This window comes from Sphingomonas yunnanensis, assembly GCF_019898765.1.
GTDB classification, from domain to species: domain Bacteria; phylum Pseudomonadota; class Alphaproteobacteria; order Sphingomonadales; family Sphingomonadaceae; genus Sphingomonas; species Sphingomonas yunnanensis.
Genome location: NZ_JAIOKB010000005.1, coordinates 271,555 through 289,689, shown reverse-complemented (window position 1 = coordinate 289,689; position 18,135 = coordinate 271,555). Strand labels below are relative to the sequence as shown.

At 71.9% G+C, this 18,135-nt stretch carries 14 protein-coding genes; 5 read left to right on the top strand and 9 right to left on the bottom strand.

Going from position 1 to position 18,135, the window contains the following annotated elements:
• Nucleotides 1-37: 37 nt before the first annotated feature.
• The 5 genes from K7957_RS15330 to K7957_RS15310 all read right to left on the bottom strand — a co-directional run bounded on the left by K7957_RS15330 (nt 38) and on the right by K7957_RS15310 (nt 5,851).
• Nucleotides 38-532 carry an asparaginase domain-containing protein gene (locus K7957_RS15330; protein WP_223012869.1) on the bottom strand — a complete coding sequence of 165 codons (495 nt, stop codon included), beginning with the start codon at nt 530-532 and terminating at the stop codon, nt 38-40.
• On the bottom strand, nt 529-2,577 hold the full coding sequence (locus tag K7957_RS15325) for a M3 family metallopeptidase (RefSeq protein ID WP_223012867.1): 2,049 nt from the start codon (nt 2,575-2,577) through the stop codon (nt 529-531). The genes K7957_RS15330 and K7957_RS15325 overlap by 4 nt, the downstream gene beginning before the upstream one ends.
• Nucleotides 2,578-2,768: 191 nt before the next feature.
• A complete protein-coding gene (locus tag K7957_RS15320; RefSeq protein WP_223012865.1) occupies nt 2,769-4,064 on the bottom strand; it encodes a PepSY-associated TM helix domain-containing protein in 1,296 nt (431 codons plus the stop codon).
• Nucleotides 4,065-4,240: 176 nt separating this feature from the next.
• Nucleotides 4,241-4,627, bottom strand: coding sequence for a hypothetical protein (locus K7957_RS15315; RefSeq protein ID WP_223012863.1), 387 nt, complete (start codon nt 4,625-4,627; stop codon nt 4,241-4,243).
• Nucleotides 4,628-4,921: 294 nt separating this feature from the next.
• Nucleotides 4,922-5,851 (bottom strand): LysR family transcriptional regulator, encoded by a 930-nt coding sequence (locus tag K7957_RS15310; RefSeq protein ID WP_223012861.1) that lies wholly within the window; start codon nt 5,849-5,851, stop codon nt 4,922-4,924.
• A 113-nt stretch (nt 5,852-5,964) separates the two neighbouring features.
• On the opposite strand from K7957_RS15310, the gene K7957_RS15305 reads away from it, so the two are divergent.
• From K7957_RS15305 to K7957_RS15295, 4 genes are all read left to right on the top strand, one after another.
• Complete coding sequence (locus K7957_RS15305) at nt 5,965-6,663, top strand: pirin family protein (RefSeq protein WP_223012859.1); 699 nt, start codon at nt 5,965-5,967, stop codon at nt 6,661-6,663.
• Nucleotides 6,664-6,796: 133 nt separating this feature from the next.
• Entirely contained in the window at nt 6,797-6,919 is a 123-nt protein-coding gene (locus K7957_RS20595; protein ID WP_281422872.1) for a hypothetical protein, read from the top strand.
• 253 nt (nt 6,920-7,172) lie between these two features.
• A complete protein-coding gene (locus K7957_RS15300; RefSeq protein ID WP_223012857.1) occupies nt 7,173-10,085 on the top strand; it encodes a TonB-dependent receptor domain-containing protein in 2,913 nt (970 codons plus the stop codon).
• Nucleotides 10,086-10,176: 91 nt separating this feature from the next.
• A complete protein-coding gene (locus K7957_RS15295; protein ID WP_223012854.1) occupies nt 10,177-10,926 on the top strand; it encodes a methyl-accepting chemotaxis protein in 750 nt (249 codons plus the stop codon).
• 7 nt (nt 10,927-10,933) lie between these two features.
• Here K7957_RS15295 and K7957_RS15290 read toward each other — a convergent pair whose 3' ends face one another.
• Nucleotides 10,934-11,122 (bottom strand): hypothetical protein, encoded by a 189-nt coding sequence (locus K7957_RS15290; RefSeq protein WP_223012852.1) that lies wholly within the window; start codon nt 11,120-11,122, stop codon nt 10,934-10,936.
• Between the two features lie 287 nt (nt 11,123-11,409).
• A complete protein-coding gene (locus K7957_RS15285; RefSeq protein ID WP_223012850.1) occupies nt 11,410-12,522 on the bottom strand; it encodes an NADH:flavin oxidoreductase in 1,113 nt (370 codons plus the stop codon).
• Between the two features lie 101 nt (nt 12,523-12,623).
• Here K7957_RS15285 and K7957_RS15280 point away from each other — a divergent pair, with 101 nt between their 5' ends.
• Nucleotides 12,624-13,007, top strand: a complete 384-nt coding sequence (locus K7957_RS15280) for a winged helix-turn-helix transcriptional regulator (protein WP_223012848.1) — start codon at nt 12,624-12,626, stop codon at nt 13,005-13,007.
• A gap of 56 nt (nt 13,008-13,063) precedes the next feature.
• Here the strand turns inward: K7957_RS15280 and K7957_RS15275 are convergent, their stop codons facing one another.
• The gene (locus K7957_RS15275) at nt 13,064-14,686 is read right to left on the bottom strand and encodes an alkaline phosphatase D family protein (RefSeq protein WP_223012846.1); all 1,623 of its coding nucleotides are present in this window, start codon (nt 14,684-14,686) and stop codon (nt 13,064-13,066) included.
• Nucleotides 14,687-14,921: 235 nt separating this feature from the next.
• Nucleotides 14,922-18,047 carry a TonB-dependent receptor domain-containing protein gene (locus tag K7957_RS15270; protein ID WP_343228427.1) on the bottom strand — a complete coding sequence of 1,042 codons (3,126 nt, stop codon included), beginning with the start codon at nt 18,045-18,047 and terminating at the stop codon, nt 14,922-14,924.
• Nucleotides 18,048-18,135 lie beyond the last annotated feature (88 nt).

Here is an 18,135-nt window from a genome sequence, read left to right as displayed (position 1 = left end):
GGGTCATGCGCCGGGGCGGCACGATCCCGGCGGCGCCTCAGCTCGCCACGAAGCTGTTGACCGAGCGGTCCTTGCGCACCTTGGCGCCGTCGAACACCGTGCCGTTCATCGCGATCCACACGCCCGGCGCGGCGGTCTGCGCCGCGGCCACCGCCATGCCGAGGTTGAACGGCGCGTCGCTGTCGGCGAAGCGCGCCGGCGCGAGCGCCCCCACCAGCACGATCGTCTTGCCCGCGACCCCCGCCCCCGCCGCCAGCAGCGCCGCGGCGGTGTCGGTCATCGTGTCGGTGCCGTGCGTGATCACCGCGCGCGTCTCGGGCGCCGCCGCGACCGTCGCCACGATCGCGGCGCGGTCGGCGTCGGTGAGGTCGAGGCTGTCCTTGCGCAGCAGCTCCACCACGCGGAACGGCAGCGCCACCCGTGCCTGCCGGAGCACGCGCTCCACCACGCTGTCGCCGATCTGATACTCGCTCAGCGCGTCGAAATAGAGCTTGTCGATCGTGCCGCCCGTGGTGACGACGAGCAGGCTCACGCCTCCTCTCCCGCCCCCTCGAGCAGCCCGTGGCGCGCCAGCATCGCCGCGGGGTCCGGGTCGCGCCCGCGGAAGGCGCGGAAGCTCTCCGCCGCGGGCCGCGTCGCGCCGCGGGCGAGCACCTCGTCGCGCAGGGCGGTGCCGGTGGCGCGATCGACCAGCCCGTTCTCCGCGAACTTGCCGAAGCCGTCCGCGGCCAGCACCTCGGCCCAGAGATAGCTGTAATAGCCCGAGGCATAGCCGCCCGCGAAGATATGCGCGAAGCCGTGCGGGAAGCGGTGCCACTCGGGCGGGCGGATCACCGCGACCTCGTCGCGCACCGCCGCGATCACCTCCATCGGGTCGCTGCCGAGCGTGCCGAGGTGGAGCAGCAGGTCGAACAGCGCGAACTCGAGCTGGCGCACGATGAACAGCCCCGACTGGAAGCGCCGCGCCGCGACCATCTTCTCGAACAGTTCGGGCGGCAGCGGCGCACCCGTCGCGTGATGCCCCGACATGCCGGTGAGAATCTCGCGGTCCCAGGCGAAATCCTCCATCAGCTGGCTCGGCAGCTCGACCGCGTCCCACTCGAACCCGCTCGTCCCCGCGATCGAGGGGCGGTCGACGCGCGTAAACAGATGGTGGAGGCAGTGGCCCGTCTCGTGCAGCAGCGTCACCACGTCGTTGTGGCTCAGCAGCGACGGCGCGTCGGGGCTCTTCGGCGCGAAATTGCAGACGAGATAGGCCACCGGCACGCGGACAGTGTTGCCGTCGCGCAGCCGCGGCCGCGCCTGCGCCATCCACGCGCCGCCGCGCTTGCCCGGTCGCGCGTGGAGGTCGAGGTACAGGCCCGCGAAGGTCTCGCCCGCGTCGTCGACCACGTCATAATAGGCCGCGTCGGCATGGTAGGTGGCGACGTCGTCGCGCGCGACCAACTGGAGCCCGAACAGCCGCCCGAGCAGCGCCTGCCAGCCCGCGGTGACTCGCTCGACCGGAAAATAGCCGCGCACCTCCTGCTCGTCGACCGCGTAGCGCGCCTGGCGCAGCCGGTTGGCGGCGAAGCCCGCATCCCACGGCTCGAGCCGGTCGAGCCCGAGCGTATCGCGCGCGAACGCCTCCAGCGCGTCGCGGTCGCGCTGCGCGGCGGGGCGCGCGCGGCGGGCGAGGTCGCGCAGGAAGGTCAGCACCTCCCCGGCGTTGGGCGCCATCTTGGTGGCGAGCGACCATTCCACCGGGTCGGTGAAGCCGAGCAGCCCCGCCGCCTCGCGGCGCAGCGCGAGGAGGCGCGCGATCCGCGGGCCGTTGTCGAACTGGCCCGCGTTGGGGCCCTGGTCGGAGGCGCGCGTGCCATAAGCGCGGTACACCGCCTCGCGCAGGTCGCGGTCCTCGGCGAAGGTCAGCACCGCGGTGACGCTCGGCTGCTGCAGCGTGACGAGCCAGCCGTCCTGCCCCTTGGCCTTGGCGGCGGCGGCGAACATCGCCTTGTCCGCGTCGGACAGGCCGGCGAGCCGCGCCTCGTCCGCGATCGGGAGCGTCCAGGCGTCGGTGGCGTCGAGCAGAGCACTGCCGAACTCGGTCGACAGCGCGGAGAGCTCGACCGAGATGGCGGCGAAGCGCTCGCGCTTCTCGGCGTCGAGCGCGACGCCGGCGAGGCGAAAGTCGCGCACCGCATGTTCCACCGCGACTCGGTCCTGCCGCGCTAAAGCGGCGAAGGCGGGCGACGCTTCCAGCGCGGTGAGCACCTCGTAGAGGTCGCGGTTCTGCGCGACGGCCATGCTGTGCTGGACGAGCTTCTCCTGCCCGGCGGCGTGCGCGGCGCGTAGCTCGGGCGTGTCGGCGACGCCGCGCAGGTGCGACACCGCCGACCAGAGAGCGTCGATCGCCGCCTCGGCGCGCTCGAGCGGCAGCCAGGCGGTAGCGAAGTCGGTCGGGCGCTCGCGCGTGACGGTCGCGACCGCCTCGGCGTGGCGCGCGATCGCGGCGTCGAGCGCGCTGGCGATGGTGTCGGGGGTCAGCGCGGCATAGTCGGGCAGCGCGATGGGGTCGAGCAGGTCGGTGTCGGTCATCGCCTACGATGATAGGGACGGCGGGAGCGGCTTGCCAGTGGGGGGCTGCCGCTTCGCCGCCGCCGCACTCGTCAGCCTGAGCCGAAGCGAACCGTGCTCCTGCGCACGCAGGAGCCCAGCGCCACGATCGCTTCCCGTGGGACCCTGGGCTCCCACGGACGCAGCAGCACCGGCGATAGGACCGCGCGCGGCTATTCCGCCGCCACCAGCGCTCGCCCGCGGCGCCGGCCGCCCCATCGCCACGCCGCCTGCCCGGCGAGCGCCGCCACCATCGTCAGCCCGGTCAGCGGGAAGAGCAGCCCGGCCACGCCCATGATCGTGACCAGCCCGGCGCCGCTCTGTCCCGGCGGCGCGCCGACGCGCCCGCGCGGTCGGCGCTTCCACCACATCACCGGCGCGCTCACGCACAGCAGCGCCAGCGCGACGCAGGCGGCGAGCATCACCAGCCGGTTGGGCTCGCCATACTGCTTGCCCTGATGGACCGCGGCGCTCCACTCGATCACGCGCGCGGCGCCGCCGAAATCGCCGAAGCGCGCGTCCTGCAGCACGCGCGCGTCGGCGGCGTCGACGTAGATCACGTGCGCCGCCTGCGCGGGCCCGAGGTTGGCGCTGACCAGCCAGGGCGCGCCGGGCGCGGCGGGCCAGCTCAACGCATAGTCGCGCGCCACGCCGCGCCGTGCCGCGACGGCGAGCGCCTGGTCGGCGGTGATCGCCGCGCTGCCGTGCATCGACCGCCCGTGCGGCATCGGGCGCTGCTGGAGCGACCAGGGCAGGTCGTGCTGCGCGTGCTCGAGCGCGGGCGCGACCGGCGCGGGCGGCCGGCCCCACCCCGCGCCCGCCACCGCGGCCTGGACGTTCCGGCCCCAGACCGCGCTCCACGGCAGCCCGCTGAGCGAGAGGAACAGGATCACCGCCCCCGCCACCAGCCCGGTCGAGGCGTGGAGGTCGCGCCAGAACAGCCGCTTCACCGGTGGACCGCGGACGCCGATCGCGGGCGCGCGGCCGCGCCGCCACCACAGATACAGCCCGCTCAGCACCAGCACGATCGACCAGCCCGCCGCGATCTCGATCAGCCAATTGCCGACCCAGCCGGTCAGCGCGAGGCTGTGGAGCTTCTTGACCGTCTGCATCATCCCGCCCGGCGTCGTCGTGCCGGCGATTTGGCCGTTGCCCGGGTCGACGAACGCCATGCGGCTGGCACCGTCGGGCAAGGCATAGGTGATCCGCCACGCCTCGTCGTCGCCGGCGGGGCGGAGCAGCTGGACGACGCGGCCGCCGGTCTGCCGCTCGACGCGCGCCGCCAGCGTGCCCGCGGGCAGCGGCGCGCCGGGCGCGGCGGCGCGCAGCCAGTCGCCGTAGACGACCCGCTCGAGCTCGGGCTTGTAGAGGTACAGCGAGCCCGTCACCGCGAGCCACAGCAGGAAGGGGAGCGTGAGCAGGCCGGCGAAGAAATGCCAGCGCCACACCGCGCGATACAGGTCCGCCATCGTCACCGCTCCGCCTGGACGGCGCGCGGCGTAGCGCAGAGATGGTTAACAACGCGCTCATCGGGGCGCGTGCGGCAGGAAACAACGGTCATCGCGGACGATCCCTCGTGCGCCCGCGCGCGGCGCTGGGCACGCGCGCGGCTGGAACGGGCACCGGCGCGCGCGCCGGCGACGGGTCAGGCGAGGAGGGCGAGCGGCGGCGCGCGCAGCGGCGGGCGCCACCGCGGCGGCGCGCGCGGCGCGGCGACGGCGCGCGGACGAGGAGCCGGCGAAGCGGCAACGCGCAGTGCCACCGCGGGCAGCACCAGCGCGGCGGCGACCGCGAGCGGCGCGGCGAGCGCGGCGAAGGCACAGGGCTGGTCGGGCGCCTGGTGATGGGCCGGGGAGCCGGCGTGGCCGTGATGCGCCACCGGCGCGACCCCGGGGCAGGCGACGAGTGCGAGCGGCCGGGTCGGGCTCAGCATGTAGCCGGCCGGGATGAGCAACCGCACCGCGAGCGCCGCCGCCACCAGCCACAGGGCCAGGCGCGGGCTGTTCGCGAGGAGTCGGCGCAGCGACGTCACGCGAAGTGGACTAGGCGCCCGCTGAGGGCGGCGCAACGACGTCGGTCAGCACGGCATCGGGGAAGAATTAGATCCTCCCCGCTTGGCGGGGGGGGGGGGGACCGCGCCGCGCAGCGGCGTGGTGGAGGGGGCTCGCCGCGAAGCACAGCGCCTGTGGCAGCCCCCCTCCACCAGCCTGCGGCTGTCGTGCAGGTGGAATTGCCCCCGGCAATCCCAGCCATGTCCGGGTGACATGGCGACCTGCTCGGCCCTCCCCCCCCCCCGCCCCGAGCCAGGAGGATCTACGACTGGCCCTCAGATATCCCCCAGCCCCGCCTCGGCCGCGTCGGCCCGCCCCTCCGCGACGAACTGCGCCAGCAGCCACGAGGCCGCCGGCCCCGGCGGCGAGTCACGGCGCCAGATCGTGCCGAAGCGGTAGATGCCGCCGGGATGGTCGGGCAGCGCCAGCCGCACCAACGTACCCGCGAGCAGGTCGTCCGCCACCATCGGCAGCGGCATGTTGCCCCAGCCGATCCCCTCGCGCAGCAGCGCGTGCTTGGCGCCAAGGTCTGCCAGACGCCACGTCTGGTGGCTCACCACCGCGAAGTCACGCCCCTCGGTGAAGCGCGAGCGGTCGCTCAGCACCAGCTGCGTGTAGCCGCGCGCCGCGCCGGGCGCGATCGACGTCATGCGCCCGAGCGGGTGGTCGGGGGCGGCGACCGGCACCATCGCCAGCGCCCCCGCCGCCTCGCACTCCAGCCCCTCCACCCCGGCGGCGAGCGGGCCGGACACGCCGATCGCGGCGGCGCGGTCGAGCACCATCGCCGCCACCGCGCCCAGCGCCTCGACCTGGAGCCGCAGCGCCACCGTGGGATAGTCGCGCGCGAAGCCGCGCAGCACGCGGCCGAGCCGCTCCGCCGGCAGCATCACGTCGACCGCGAGCACCACCTCGGCCTCCAGCCCCTGGAGCAGCCCGCGCGCCTTGGCGCGCAGCCCGTCGATCCCCGCGGCGACCGCGCGCGCCTCGGCGAGCACCGCGCGCCCCGCCTCGGTCAGCACCGGGCGCCGCGTGCCCTCGCGCTCGAACAAGATCAGCCCGAGCTGCGCCTCGAGGTTGGCGATGCCGTAGCTGACCACCGACACCGCGCGGTTGAGGCGGCGCGCCGCCGCGCCGAAGCTGCCCTCGTCGACGATCGCGAGGAACAGGCGCAGCTGGTCGAAGGTCGGCGTGCCGGGCTCGCTCACTGTTCCACTTCCTCGAACATGACGGACGAATTTATCCGGCTGAACGCGAGGGTCCGCAAGCCCTAGATCATCGCCATGCCCCGGCGACGCGCCGGCCAACGGGAGTGAACAGCATGATCGACCTCCGCCCCCTCGCCTCGCTCGGCGGCGCCAACCACGGCTGGCTCGACGCCAAGCACCATTTCTCCTTCGGCGGCTACCACGACCCCGCACGCACCCACTGGGGCAATCTGCGCGTCTGGAACGACGACACGATCGCGCCCAAGACCGGCTTCCCGCCGCACCCGCACCGCGACATGGAGATCATCACCTATGTCCGCGAGGGCGCGATCACGCACCAGGACAATCTCGGCAACACCGGCCGCACCGAGGCGGGCGACGTGCAGGTGATGAGTGCGGGCACCGGCATCCGCCACGCCGAGTATAACATGGAGGACGTGACCACGCGCATCTTCCAGATCTGGATCGTGCCGACGCGCACCGGCGACCAGCCGCAATGGGGCGCCAAGCCTTTCCCCAGGGGCGAGCGCTCGGGCCAGTTCGTCACGCTCGCCAGCGGCTACGACGGCGACGGCGACGCGCTGCCGATCCGCACCGACGCGCGGGTGGTCGGCGCGACCTTGCGCAAGGGCGAACGCGCCGACTATCCGCTCGGCCGCGACCGCAAGGCCTATCTGGTGCCCGCCACCGGCGCGGTCGAGATCGACGGTGTCCGCGTCGCGGCGCGCGACGGCGCCGCGATCAGCGAGGTCGAGGTGCTGAGCGTCATCGCGCTCGAGGACAGCGAGCTGGTGCTGGTCGACGCGGCCTGACGTCGGCCGCGGCAACGCTTCGCCGGCGCGGGCTGCGGCGAGCGCCTGCCGCGCTGGCACCGCAGCTGCGCCTACCTGGACCGCGCCGGACAACAGCACCAGCGTCTCGGTCAACCGGCGCCACCGCGGGGCCATGCCGCTCACTTTCTACGCCCTCGAGGGCACCGGCATCCCGCGGCAGGACGGGAGCGCCACGATCATGGGCGATGACCTGCTCGGCCGGCAGATCGTCGCGGGCGTGTCGCTGCGGCTGTGAGCTGACGGGGAGCGACCATCCCGACTGAGGACCGGGAGGAAGAACGCCAGGGTCGGGTCAGCCGCCCCCGGCAATCCTCGTGGCGGACCTCGCGACTGCGACTGTCATCTACGTGTCTTATTTACCACAATGCCCTGATATTTTCTGTCGAAGATCATTTCGCACTACAAATAACCTTGCCGCCTAGCCCCGTCGCTCTGCAGCATCCTGTCGGACAGGCGCCGCACAAGGCGCCGCTGCACAGGGAAGACCCATGAAGCGATCGCTCGCCCGACGTCACCGCCTCCTCGCATCAAGCCTGCTCGCGCTCACCGCCGCCGCGGCGCTGCCCGCCGCGGCGCACGCCCAGGCCGCCCCCGAGCAGGACGCCGCGCAGATCGCCGCGCAGACCGGCGAGGACGTGGTCGTGACCGGCTCGCGCATCCGCCGCGACCCGCTCGACAATCCCTCGCCGGTCGTGACCGTCGACGAGGCCGCGATCGCCAAGACCGGCCTCTCCTCGATCGCCGATGTGCTGCAGCGCATCCCGGCCTCGTCGGGCGGGCTCAATTCCAAGTTCAACAACTCGGGCAACCTCGGCAACCCGCCCGACGGCGGCGGCGTCGGCGCCGGCTCGGCCGCGATCGACCTTCGCTACCTCGGCGCCAAGCGCACGCTCGTGCTGGTCGACGGCCTGCGCTACGTCAACGGCGCGAGCGCGAGCGGCATCCCCGGCACGGTCGACCTCAACTCGATCCCGGACGTGATGATCCAGCGCGTCGAGGTGCTGCAGTCGGCCGCCTCCGCGCTGTACGGCTCGGACGCGATCGGCGGCGTGGTCAACATCATCACCCGATCGGGCCAGAAGGGCTTCCGCGCGCAGGCGCAATACGGCCAGTATCTCGGCGAGAACGACGGCGGCACGCAGAATTACCAGCTGAGCTGGGGCGGCGGCAGCGAGCGGGTCCATCTCGACGTCGGCGGTTTCTACACTAAGCAGGACCCGGTCAGCGCCGCCGACCGCAGCATCTCGCAATTCCCCAATCCGGGCCAGACCAGCTGCACCGACGTGATCGGCGGCTGCTCGGGCGCCGCGCTTAACGGGCGAGTCGTGTTCAGCCCGGGCAACCCCTCGCTGCCCGCAGGCGGCACGGTGACGGTGCGCAACGCCCCGCTCAACGGTCGCGGCGTCTATGATCCCACCCTGGTCGGCGGCGACTTCCGCGCCTTCACCAGCGCGGACCGCTTCAACTTCGCGCCGTACAATTACTTCCTGACGCCGAACGAGCGCTACGGCGGCTTCGCCAACGCGCGCGCCGAGTTCAGCGATCTGTTCAACGTGCGGCTGAAGGCGACCTGGGCGCACCGCCAGTCGCAGAACCGCGCGGCCTTCCTTCCGCTCAACATCGGTCCCGACGCGGGCAACGGCAACCTGCTCGACACGATCTCGATCGACGCCACCAACCCCTTCAACCCGTTCGGCATCACGCTCAACTCGGGGGCGAACGGCCAGGCCGCGACCTACTCGCTGATCGGCCGCCGCCTGATCGAGGCGGGGCAGCGCACCTACAGCCAGACGGTCGACACCTTCACCGTCACCGGCACGGTCGACGGCAAGTTCCAGCTGTTCGGCAAGAACTGGTATTATGACGCCAACGCGGTGCTCGGCAGCAACGACGCGCACCAGCTCTTCACCGGCAACCTCAACGCCGCGCGGCTGGCGCAGGCGCTCGGCCCCGTCAGCCAGTGCACCGACGGGTGCGTGCCGTTCAACATCTTCGGCGGCCAGGGTTCGATCACGCCCGAGATGCTGAGCTTCGTCGGCTTCGACGAGCGCTCGCGCAGCCAGCAGCAGCTGCGTGACTATACCTTCAACGTGTCGGGCGAGCTGTTCGACCTGCCGGGCGGCCCGATCGGCATCGCGGCGGGCTATGAGCATCGCTACCAGCAGGGCAGCTTCACCCCCGATCCGGTGATCCAGGCCGGGCTCGGCGCGGACATCCCCGCGCAGGCCGCGCGCGGCCGCTTCAACGTCGACGAGGTGTACGGCGAGATCCGGCTGCCGCTGATCCGCGACGTGCCCTTCCTCCAGCTGGTCGAGCTCAACGGCGCGGTGCGCCACTCCAACTTCTCGACGTACGGCGGCAACACGACCTACTCGGGCGGCGCGCTGTGGAAGCCGGTCAGCGACCTGCTGCTGCGCGGCCAATATGCCGAGAGCTATCGCGCCGCCTCGATCGGCGAGCTGTTCGGCGCGCAGTCGCGCTTCGACCAGCCGCTCGACGATCCCTGCACCAGCGCCGCGGGCGGGCTGTTCCAGGGCAACCCGACAGTGCGCGCCAATTGCATCGCCAACGGCGTCCCCGCCAACGGCAGCTACACCGAGCCGCAGGGCGGCCAGATCAGCGTGCAGACCGGCGGCAACGCGGCGCTGCGCCCGGAGACCGCGCGCACCTGGGTGTTCGGCGGCGTCTACAGCCCGGCCTGGGCGCGCCAGGGGTTCGCCAGCGCGCTCAGTCTCGAGGTCAATTACTATGACATCAAGGTGGACGGCGCGATCGCCTCGATCCCGGCCAACGTCCTGCTCGACCGCTGCGTCCAGACCGGCGACGACCTGTCGTGCGGCGCGGTGGCGCGCACGCCCAACGGCTTCATCTCCTCGATCAACGGCACCCTGCTCAACACCGGCGGGATCCGCACGCGCGGGATCGACGCCACCTTCAACCTGCGCACGCAGCCGACCGGCGCGGGCACGTTCGGCCTGTCGGTGAGCGGCAACTACCTGCTGAGGTACGAGGAGATCGTCCCCGCCACCGACGGCACGACCACGACCAGCTACACCGGCACCGAGCGCGGCAGCCCGGACCAGGCCTATCCCCACTTCAAGGGCCAGGCGACGCTCGACTGGGACATCGGCCCGGTCGCGGCGGCGTTCACCGGCCGCTACATCGACGACGTGGTCGAGAGCCAGGGCGGCAACAAGTTGAAGAGCCGCTTCTACGGCGACGTGCAGCTGTCGTTCCGCCCGTCCTGGCTCGACGAGAAGATCGGGCTCACGCTCGGCGTCAACAACGTGTTCGACACCGATCCGCCCGCCTGCTTCTCGTGCAGCCTGAACAATTACGACCCGACCACCTATGACGTGCCCGGCCGCTTCGGCTACGCGCGGCTGAGCTACGGCTTCTGACCCGCGGTGGGGCGGCGGCCACGGTCGCCGCCTCGACGGCAATCCCGCCACGCTGCGGCTGTTCGGCTATGCGCGCGAGGAGTTCGTCGGGGTGCGCGCCGGCATCACCTCGCCCGAGCGGCAGCCCGCCGCGCTGGAGCAGAGCGCCGCGGCGCTCGACCAGCTGACCCGGAGCATCGCCGCCACCGCGGGGGACGGCGCGCGCGCCGACCGGCTCGCCGCGGACGCGAGCGCCGCGGCGCTCGCCGGGGGCGATATCGCGACGCCCGCGATCGCGGCGATGAGCGGGATCGAGCGATCGGGCAGAGCGATCGGCGAGATCATCGCGGTGATCGACGGCATCGCGTTCCAGACCAACCTGCTCGCGCTCAACGCCGGGATGGAGGCGGCGCGTGCCGGCGACGCCGGCCGCGGCTTCGCGGTGGTGGCGCAGGCGGTGCGCGCGCTGGCGCAGCGCTCGGCCGGGGCGGCGGGCGAGGTGAAGGCGCAGATCGCCGCTACCGCGGACGAGATCGGCACCGGGGTCGGCCTCGTCGACGAGACCGCGGCGGCACTGCGCCAGATCCTGGCACGGGTCGAGGACGTGCGCGGGCTGGTCGGCGAGGTGGCGACCGGCGCGCGCCAGCAGGCCGGCGGGATCGCGCAGGTCAACACCGCCATCGCCGAGATGAGCCGCATGACGCAGGAGAATGCGGCGATGGCGCAGCAGACGAACGCCGCCACCCACGGCCTCGCCGAGCGCGCCGCGACGCTGGGCGGTCAGGTCGGCCGCTTCCGGCTCGACCCCGCCGAGCCGAACACTCGTGCGGTGACGCTGCGGCCGCGCAGCGCGCGCGGCTGAGCCCGGGTCAGTTCCGGAACAAGGTGAGCAACGCGTCGATCAGCGTCGCGCCGCCGATCGGCGCGAGCAGCAGCAGCAGCATGTTGACGAGCACCAGCCGCCCGAGCCAGCGCTCCTGTCGCGCCGACAGCCGCGGGCGGGGCGGGCGTGGCTCCCAGCGCGGTGGCAGGGGCTGATCGCGGAAGTCCATGAACATGCGCGTGTCTCCGACTCACGCGAGCCTAACGCATCGCGCGACGCTGCGCACCGCCCGCGGCGCAGGAGCCGCGATCGAGCGGAACGCGGCGGTGGCCCCGAGCCACGCGGTGGCTCTGACCCGCGCGGTGGCGTTTACGGAATACGTCATCCCCGCGCAGGCGGGGATCCCTACACGCCGACGCCCCGGCTCCCTCACAAAGGTCCGCGCGTCTGGATCCCCGCCTGCGCGGGGATGACGAAAGTGGCGCGAGGAGGACGTGCCCTGCCACCCCCCGCGCCCTCACCTCACACCAGTTCGCGCAGCGCGCTCGCGTCGAAGTCCTTGAGTCCGTCGCTGTCGCCCGTGCGCACCTTGGCGACCCACTGCGGGTCACTGATCAGCGCGCGGCCGACCGCGATCAGGTCGAACTCGTCGCGCTCCATCCGCTCGATCAGCCGCTCCAGCCCCTCGGGCCGCGACGCCTCGCCGCCGAACGCCGCGATGAACTCGCCTGACAGGCCGACCGAGCCGACGCTGATCGTCGTCGCGCCGGTGAGCTTCTTCGCCCAGCCGGCGAAGTTCAGCCCCTGCTCGCCGTCCAGCTCGGGGAACTCGGGCTCCCAGAAGCGCCGCTGCGAGCAGTGCAGCACGTCTACCCCGGCGTCGACCAAGGGCTGGAGCCAGTCCGCCATCTCGTCGGGCGTGTGCGCCAGCCGCGCGCCGAAGTCCTGCTGCTTCCACTGGCTGACGCGCAGGATGATCGGATAATCCTCGCCCACCGCGGCGCGGATCGCCGCCACCACCTCGCCCGCGAGCCGCGCGCGCTCGCGGATCGTGGCGCCGCCGTAGCGATCGTCGCGCCTGTTGGTGCCCGACCAGAAGAACTGGTCGATCAGATAGCCGTGCGCGCCGTGGATCTCGACCGTGTCGAAGCCGAGCCGCTTAGCGTCGGCCGCGGCGCGCGCGAAGGCGGCGACGGTGTCGGCGATATCCTCCTCGCTCATCGCCTCCCCGCGGGGCTTGTCCGGTGCGAGCAGCCCCGACGGGCTCTCCACCGCCACCTCGGGCTCCCAGCCGCTCTGCCCACTGGTCGAGCCGGTGTGCCACAGCTGCGGGCCCATCTTGCCACCGGCGGCGTGGACCGAGTCGATCACCTGCTGCCAGCCCGCCAGCGCCGCCTCGCCGTGGAAGAAGGGGATGGCGGGCTCGTTGCGCGCGGCGGGGCGGTCGATCACCGTGCCCTCGGACAGGATCAGGCCCACGCCGCCCTCGGCGCGACGCCGATAATAGGCCGCGTTGGCGCCGCCGGGCACGCCCTCGGGCGCGAAGGTGCGTGTCATCGGCGCCATGACGATGCGGTTCGCCAGCTCGAGCGACTTGAGGCGGAACGGGCGGAAGAGGATGTCGGCCGAGGCCATGCGGGCAAGCTCCGTTGCGATAGAGGCTCCTTAGGTATATCTAAGATACCAGGTGTCAATGAGGCGCCGTCGCGTCACTAGGTATCGTCGAGGAAACTGCCATGCATCTGCCCGCGGACAAGGCCGAGTGCCGGCGGCGCTTCTCCAGCGACTGCCCGAGCCGCGACCTGTTCGACCAGATCGCCGACAAATGGTCGATGATGGTGCTGACCGTGCTCGACGACGGGCCGCTGCGCTTCAACGCGATCCGACGCGGGCTGGAAGGGGTGACGCAGAAGGCGCTGACACAATGCCTGCGCCGGCTGGAGCGCAACGGTCTGGTCGAGCGGCGCGTGCTGGCGACCTCGCCGGTGGCGGTGGAATATGCGATCACGCCGCTCGGCCGCTCGCTCCAGCCGCCTTTCCGCGCGCTGTACCGCTGGACGCGCGAGGCGATGCCCGAGGTCGACGCGGCACGCGCCGCGTTCGACGCGCGCGTGGGCTGACGTCACGGGAGTGGGCGCCGGCTATCCCCTCCCCTGAAGGGGAGGGGCAGTGACGCCTATGCCATCACCCGCCGCCCGCGCCGCACCGTGGCGCTGTGGCCGACGCTGGCGCGCGGGGTACGCTGGCGGATCGTGTCGACGAACAGCCAGTCGTTGCGCACCTGCTCGGGGGTGATCGTCAGCGCCATATAGCCGCGCCGCGACGTGTCGCACCATCTCAGCTCGGGATTGCCCTCCACCATCATCCGCGCGACCCGTGCCGGATCGGTGGCGAAGGCGCTCTCGAACCCGGGCGAGGTCACCGCCTGGCCCGCGAACTCGACCCCCGCGGGGCCGTCCTGCGCCAGGTCGAACGCCCAGGCGTTATGGCTGTCGCCGCTGAGCACCACCAGCTCGGCCTCGGCCGCCTGCGCCGAGCGCAGGAAGCGCGCGCGCGCCGCGGGATAGCCGCCCCAGGAGTCGAGATTGGAGGCCACCCCCGCGCGGGTCGCCGCGATCGCGCCGCGGACATAGTCGTCGACATGGCCGGTGCCGCCGCCGAGCAGCGCCTCGGCCGCGACCGGCAGCTGCTGCCTGCCCATGATCGTGCCGAAGCCGACCACCTGCCAGCGCTGCCCCTGCTTGACCGAGCGGCGCAGGTCGTGCGCCAGCCACACCTCCTGCTGCGAGCCCATCATCGTCACCGCCGGGTCCTGCCACGCGCCGTCGCGGAACGCCTTGAGCGCGGCGGCGGGGTCGGGCGCGCGCAGCAGCGTCGCGATCTCGTTCTGGCGCGAGCGCGCGAAGAGCCGCGTCTCGGTACGCCACAGCGTCGCGAGCGTGCCGATGTCATAGGCCTTCCACGGTTCCTCGCTGACGGGCATCCACTCGCGATAGGCCTGGACCGAGGCGGCGCGGCGCTGGTTCCAATCGCCCTCCGTGGCGGGGTCGTGGTTCTCGGCGCCGCCCTCCCAGCTGTCGTTGGCGCTCTCGTGATCGTCCCACTGCACCACCCAGGGGACACGCGCGTGCAGCGCCTGTAGGTCGGGGTCGGCGCGGTAGCTGGCGTAGCGCAGGCGATAGTCGGCGAGGTGGATCGTCTCGGCGAGCGGCTGCGGCACGCGACCGGGCACCTGCGCCGCCTTGGGCGGGTAATTGCCCGGCGAATATTCGTAGAAATAGTCGCCGAGGTGGATCACCAGATCGAGGTCGTCGCGCGCGGCGGCGTGGCCATAAGCGTTGAACCAGCCGAAGCCGAGGTTCGAGCAGGAGAAGATCGCCGCCGTGAAGTCGCGCGCGCCGTTGCCGGGCAAGGTGCGCGTGCGGCCGACCGGCGAGCGCGTGCCGTCGGCGGCGACGAAGCGATAGTGATAGTCGGTGCCCGGCGTCAGGCCGTCGAGCGTCACCTTGGCGGTCCAGTCGCGCCACGCGCCCGTGACGAAGGCGCCCGACGCGATCACGCGCGCGAAGTCGGCGGTGTCGCTGATCTCGGCGACCAGCCGCGCCGAGTCGCCGCCGGCGGGGACGTAGCGGGTCCACAGCAGCATCGAGTCGCCCGCGGGCTCGCCGCTCGCCACCGAATGGGTGAAGCCGCGCGCGGCGAGCACGCTCTGCGCGGCGGCGAAGCCGGGCAGCGCGAGCGCGCCGAGGCCGAGCGTGCCGGTGGCGAGCAGCGAGCGGCGGGAGAGCGTGAGCGTCATCGTGGCGGTTCCCCGGGAAGCGAGTTCCCGCGCGCTCTCGGCCCGGTCGATGACGCCGGTGTGACAGGGGGGGAGGAAGCACGCCGCTTCAGCGGATCGACCGGCCCCCTTTTTGTCGTCATCCTGAACTTGTCTCAGGATCCACCGCGCCGCGAGCACCGCAGGCAGTAAGACTGCGGCACCGTAGATCCTGAAACAAGTTCAGGATGACGGCAGTAAGAAGCGCCCCGCTAGATCACAGGCCGACCTTGAAGCCGGCGCGGAACATGCGCCCGAAGATGCCCGTGCCGCCCTGCACCGGGTTGTAGAGGTTGGCGCCGTAGGTCACCGGGTCGATCGGCGGCAGGTCGTCGAACAGGTTGATCACGTTGACGTAGAAGGTCGCGCGATCGTTGATCTTGACGCTGCCGGTGAGGTCGACGGTGATGTAGCTCTTGACGTCGCACGGCACATAGCCCGGGTTGAGCGAGCAGTCGCCGCGCGTGCCGCCCTGATCCTCCGCCGAGAGGTTGTAGCCGTCGAAATATTGCGCCGTCGCGCTCAGCGTATAGGCCTTGTAGTTGAGCGTGTTCTGCCACGTCCCGCGCCAGCGCGGGGTACCCGAGCCGGCGGTCAGGTTGTAGTTGCCGATCGTGCCCTGGTAGGTCTGCTTCGACCCGTCGGCGAACTCGGTGGACAGCTCGAGGATCAGGCTCGCCTGCGCCGCCGAGGTGAAGCTGACGTCGTCGGCGACGTCCAGCGTGCCGGTCGCGCCGAAGTCGATGCCCTGCGAGCGGATCGTGTTCTCGTTGACGTAGCTCGCCTCGACGAAGGCGAGCCGCGGGCGCGCGGTGGGGAAGTTCGGGTCGGCGACATCGGGCACGAGGCCGAAGCCGGCGGGCGCGGCCTGCCCGGCGTTATAGGCGTCGATCGCGGCCTGGTTGTCGGCGGCGGCGATCGCGTCGGTCTTCTTGATGTTGAAATAGTCGACCGTCAGCGTCAGCTGGCGGATCGGCTCGAAGATCACGCCCGCGGTGAAGCTGCGCGACTTCTCGGGCTTGAGGTCGGGCGTGGCGCGCGTCGTCTGCCCGTAGGACGAGTTGCTGATATAGGCCGGGCAGGAGGTGAAGGTCGCCTGCGAGCAGCCGTATTGCGCCAGGAACGCGTCCGAGTAGGTGCTCTTCGAGGCGTTGACGAAGCCGCTGGTTGGCAGCGAGTTGGCCTCGCCGAAGCTCGGGATGCGGAAGCCGCGCGAGTAGGTGCCGCGGATCGCCAGCTGGCGGAACGGCGTGAACTTGGCCCCGACCTTGGGTGAGAAGGCGCTCTGCCCGCTCGAATATCTATCGTAGCGGCCGGAGACGTTGACGAGGAATTGGTCGACGATCGGCGCGTTCAGCTCGCCGAACGCCGAGTAGACCGAGCGGCTGCCGTCGATGCCGAAGGCGTTGAGCACGAAATAGCGGTCGGTCGGGCCGTTATAGTCGGCGTTGGCGCTCGGCGAGTTGATCGACTCATAGCGATAGGCGATGCCGAGGCCGAGCTGGAGCGGGCCGCCGGGCAGCGTCGCGAGCGAGCGGCCGAGCGTCGCCTGCACCTGCGCGAGATCGGACTGCGCGTCGGTGACATTGTCGGGCGAGAGGAAGTTCTGCTGCGCCTGGGTGTTGGCGAACGGGTCGACGAGATTGTAGCTGCCCTGCGCGATCGCGGTGAGCAGGTTGTCGATGCGGACATAGCCCTGCTGCAGCCGGCGCAGGTCGGTGTGCATCGCGGTGGCGTCGACGGCATAGTCCCAGCTGTCGGCGACCTGCCCCTTGATGCCGAGCGCGGCGCGGTACACGCGGCTGCGCGTCTCGTCATAGGTGCGGATGCTCGGCACGCGCCCGACGATCCGCGCCACCTGGTTGCTCGCCGCGAACGGGTTGTTGGGGTTGAGCGTGCCGTTGGCGGCGTTGCAGCCGGTGTCGACGCCGTTGGCCGCGCCCACGCCGTTGGCGCAGACATAGACCGGCAGCGTCAGCGCGAACGAGCCCGGCGCGAAGGCGCCGCCGGTGCCGCTGGTGGTGAAGCGCGGATAGTCGATGCCGGCATTGGCGTTGCCGCGGATCGTCCCGAGATTGCCGCTATAGCCTACCCGGCTCTGCTGGAAGTTGAACATGGCATAGGCCTCGGCATTGTCGCCGACGCGCGCGGTGAAGCGCGCCGACCCGCCGAAGCGCTCGATCTGGGGCGAGATCACGCCGTAATTGTTGACCAGATCGTCCTGGCATACCGAGGTCGGCGCGGCGGCGTTGACGAGGTTGCCGTCCGCGTCGGTGCGCGCCAGGTCGGCGGCGTTGAGCGCGTAGCTCGGCCCAGTGCGGCAGCCGAGCGCCGGGTTGAGCTGCTGATAGCGCCCCTGCGCTGTCGTGTTGGTGGCGTCGAACGGGCGGACGTAGAGCGTACCGCCGGTGTTGAAGACGCCCTCGGAGAAGGTGTAGCCGCCGTCGCCGTCGAGCCCGTTGACCACCTGGTTGGGGCCGCATTCGCCGTCGTTGCAGATGCGGCGGCGGTCGTCGGTGTTGTACGGGTACGGCCGGTCGCGGTTGTACAGCGCGCTCTGGCGGAAATAGAAGCCGCTGACATACGCGTTATAGCCGTTGTCGTCGAGGTCGCCGGTGCCGGCGATCAGGCTGAGCCGCTGGTTCGAGGCGTCGCCGCGCTCGCTGATGCCCGCCTCGGCGCGGCCGCCGATGCCCTTATACTGGCGCTTGGTGATGATGTTGACCACGCCCGCGATCGCGTCGGCGCCGTAGCTCGACGAGGCGCCGTCGCGCAGCACCTCGATGCGGTCGACGATGTCGTCCGGGATGGTGTTGAGGTCGACGAAGTTGCGCGTGCCGTCGTCGGAGAGCGGGTAATAGGCCGCGCGCACCCCGTCGAACAGCACCAGCGTCGAGTTGGTCGACAGGCCGCGCAGCGACACCGCCGACGCGCCGCCGGCGAAGGCTCCGTTGGCGGTGAAGGAGTTGGTCAGCGCCGGGCCGTTGTTCGAGGTGAGCTGCTGGATGCCCTCCTGCACCGTGGTGACGCCGCGCTGGTCGAGTGCCTCGGCGCTCACCGTGGTGACGGGCGAGGGGCTGGCGCGATCGGTGGTGCGCAGGATCGATCCGGTGACGACGATGTCACCGCCGGCGGGCGCCTCGGGGCCGGCGGCGGGCTCGACCGGGCTCTGCTCGACCGGGGCGGGCGGCTGCTCGGCCTGGGGCAGCGTGGGCGTGGTCGGCGAGGCGGCCTGGGCATAGGCCGGTGCGGCGGCGAGGACGGTCAGGCTGGCGAGCGCGAGCGCGGAGCAAGCGACGCCGTTGCGCAGCGACGCGCGCGAGAACAGACGATGATCGGACACGGTGGACTCCCTGGTGCACCCACGCGCCAGGAGGCAGCGCGAGTGTCATGCTTCCCATGCCGCGCGGAGTCGGGCGCTCCGCTGCGGC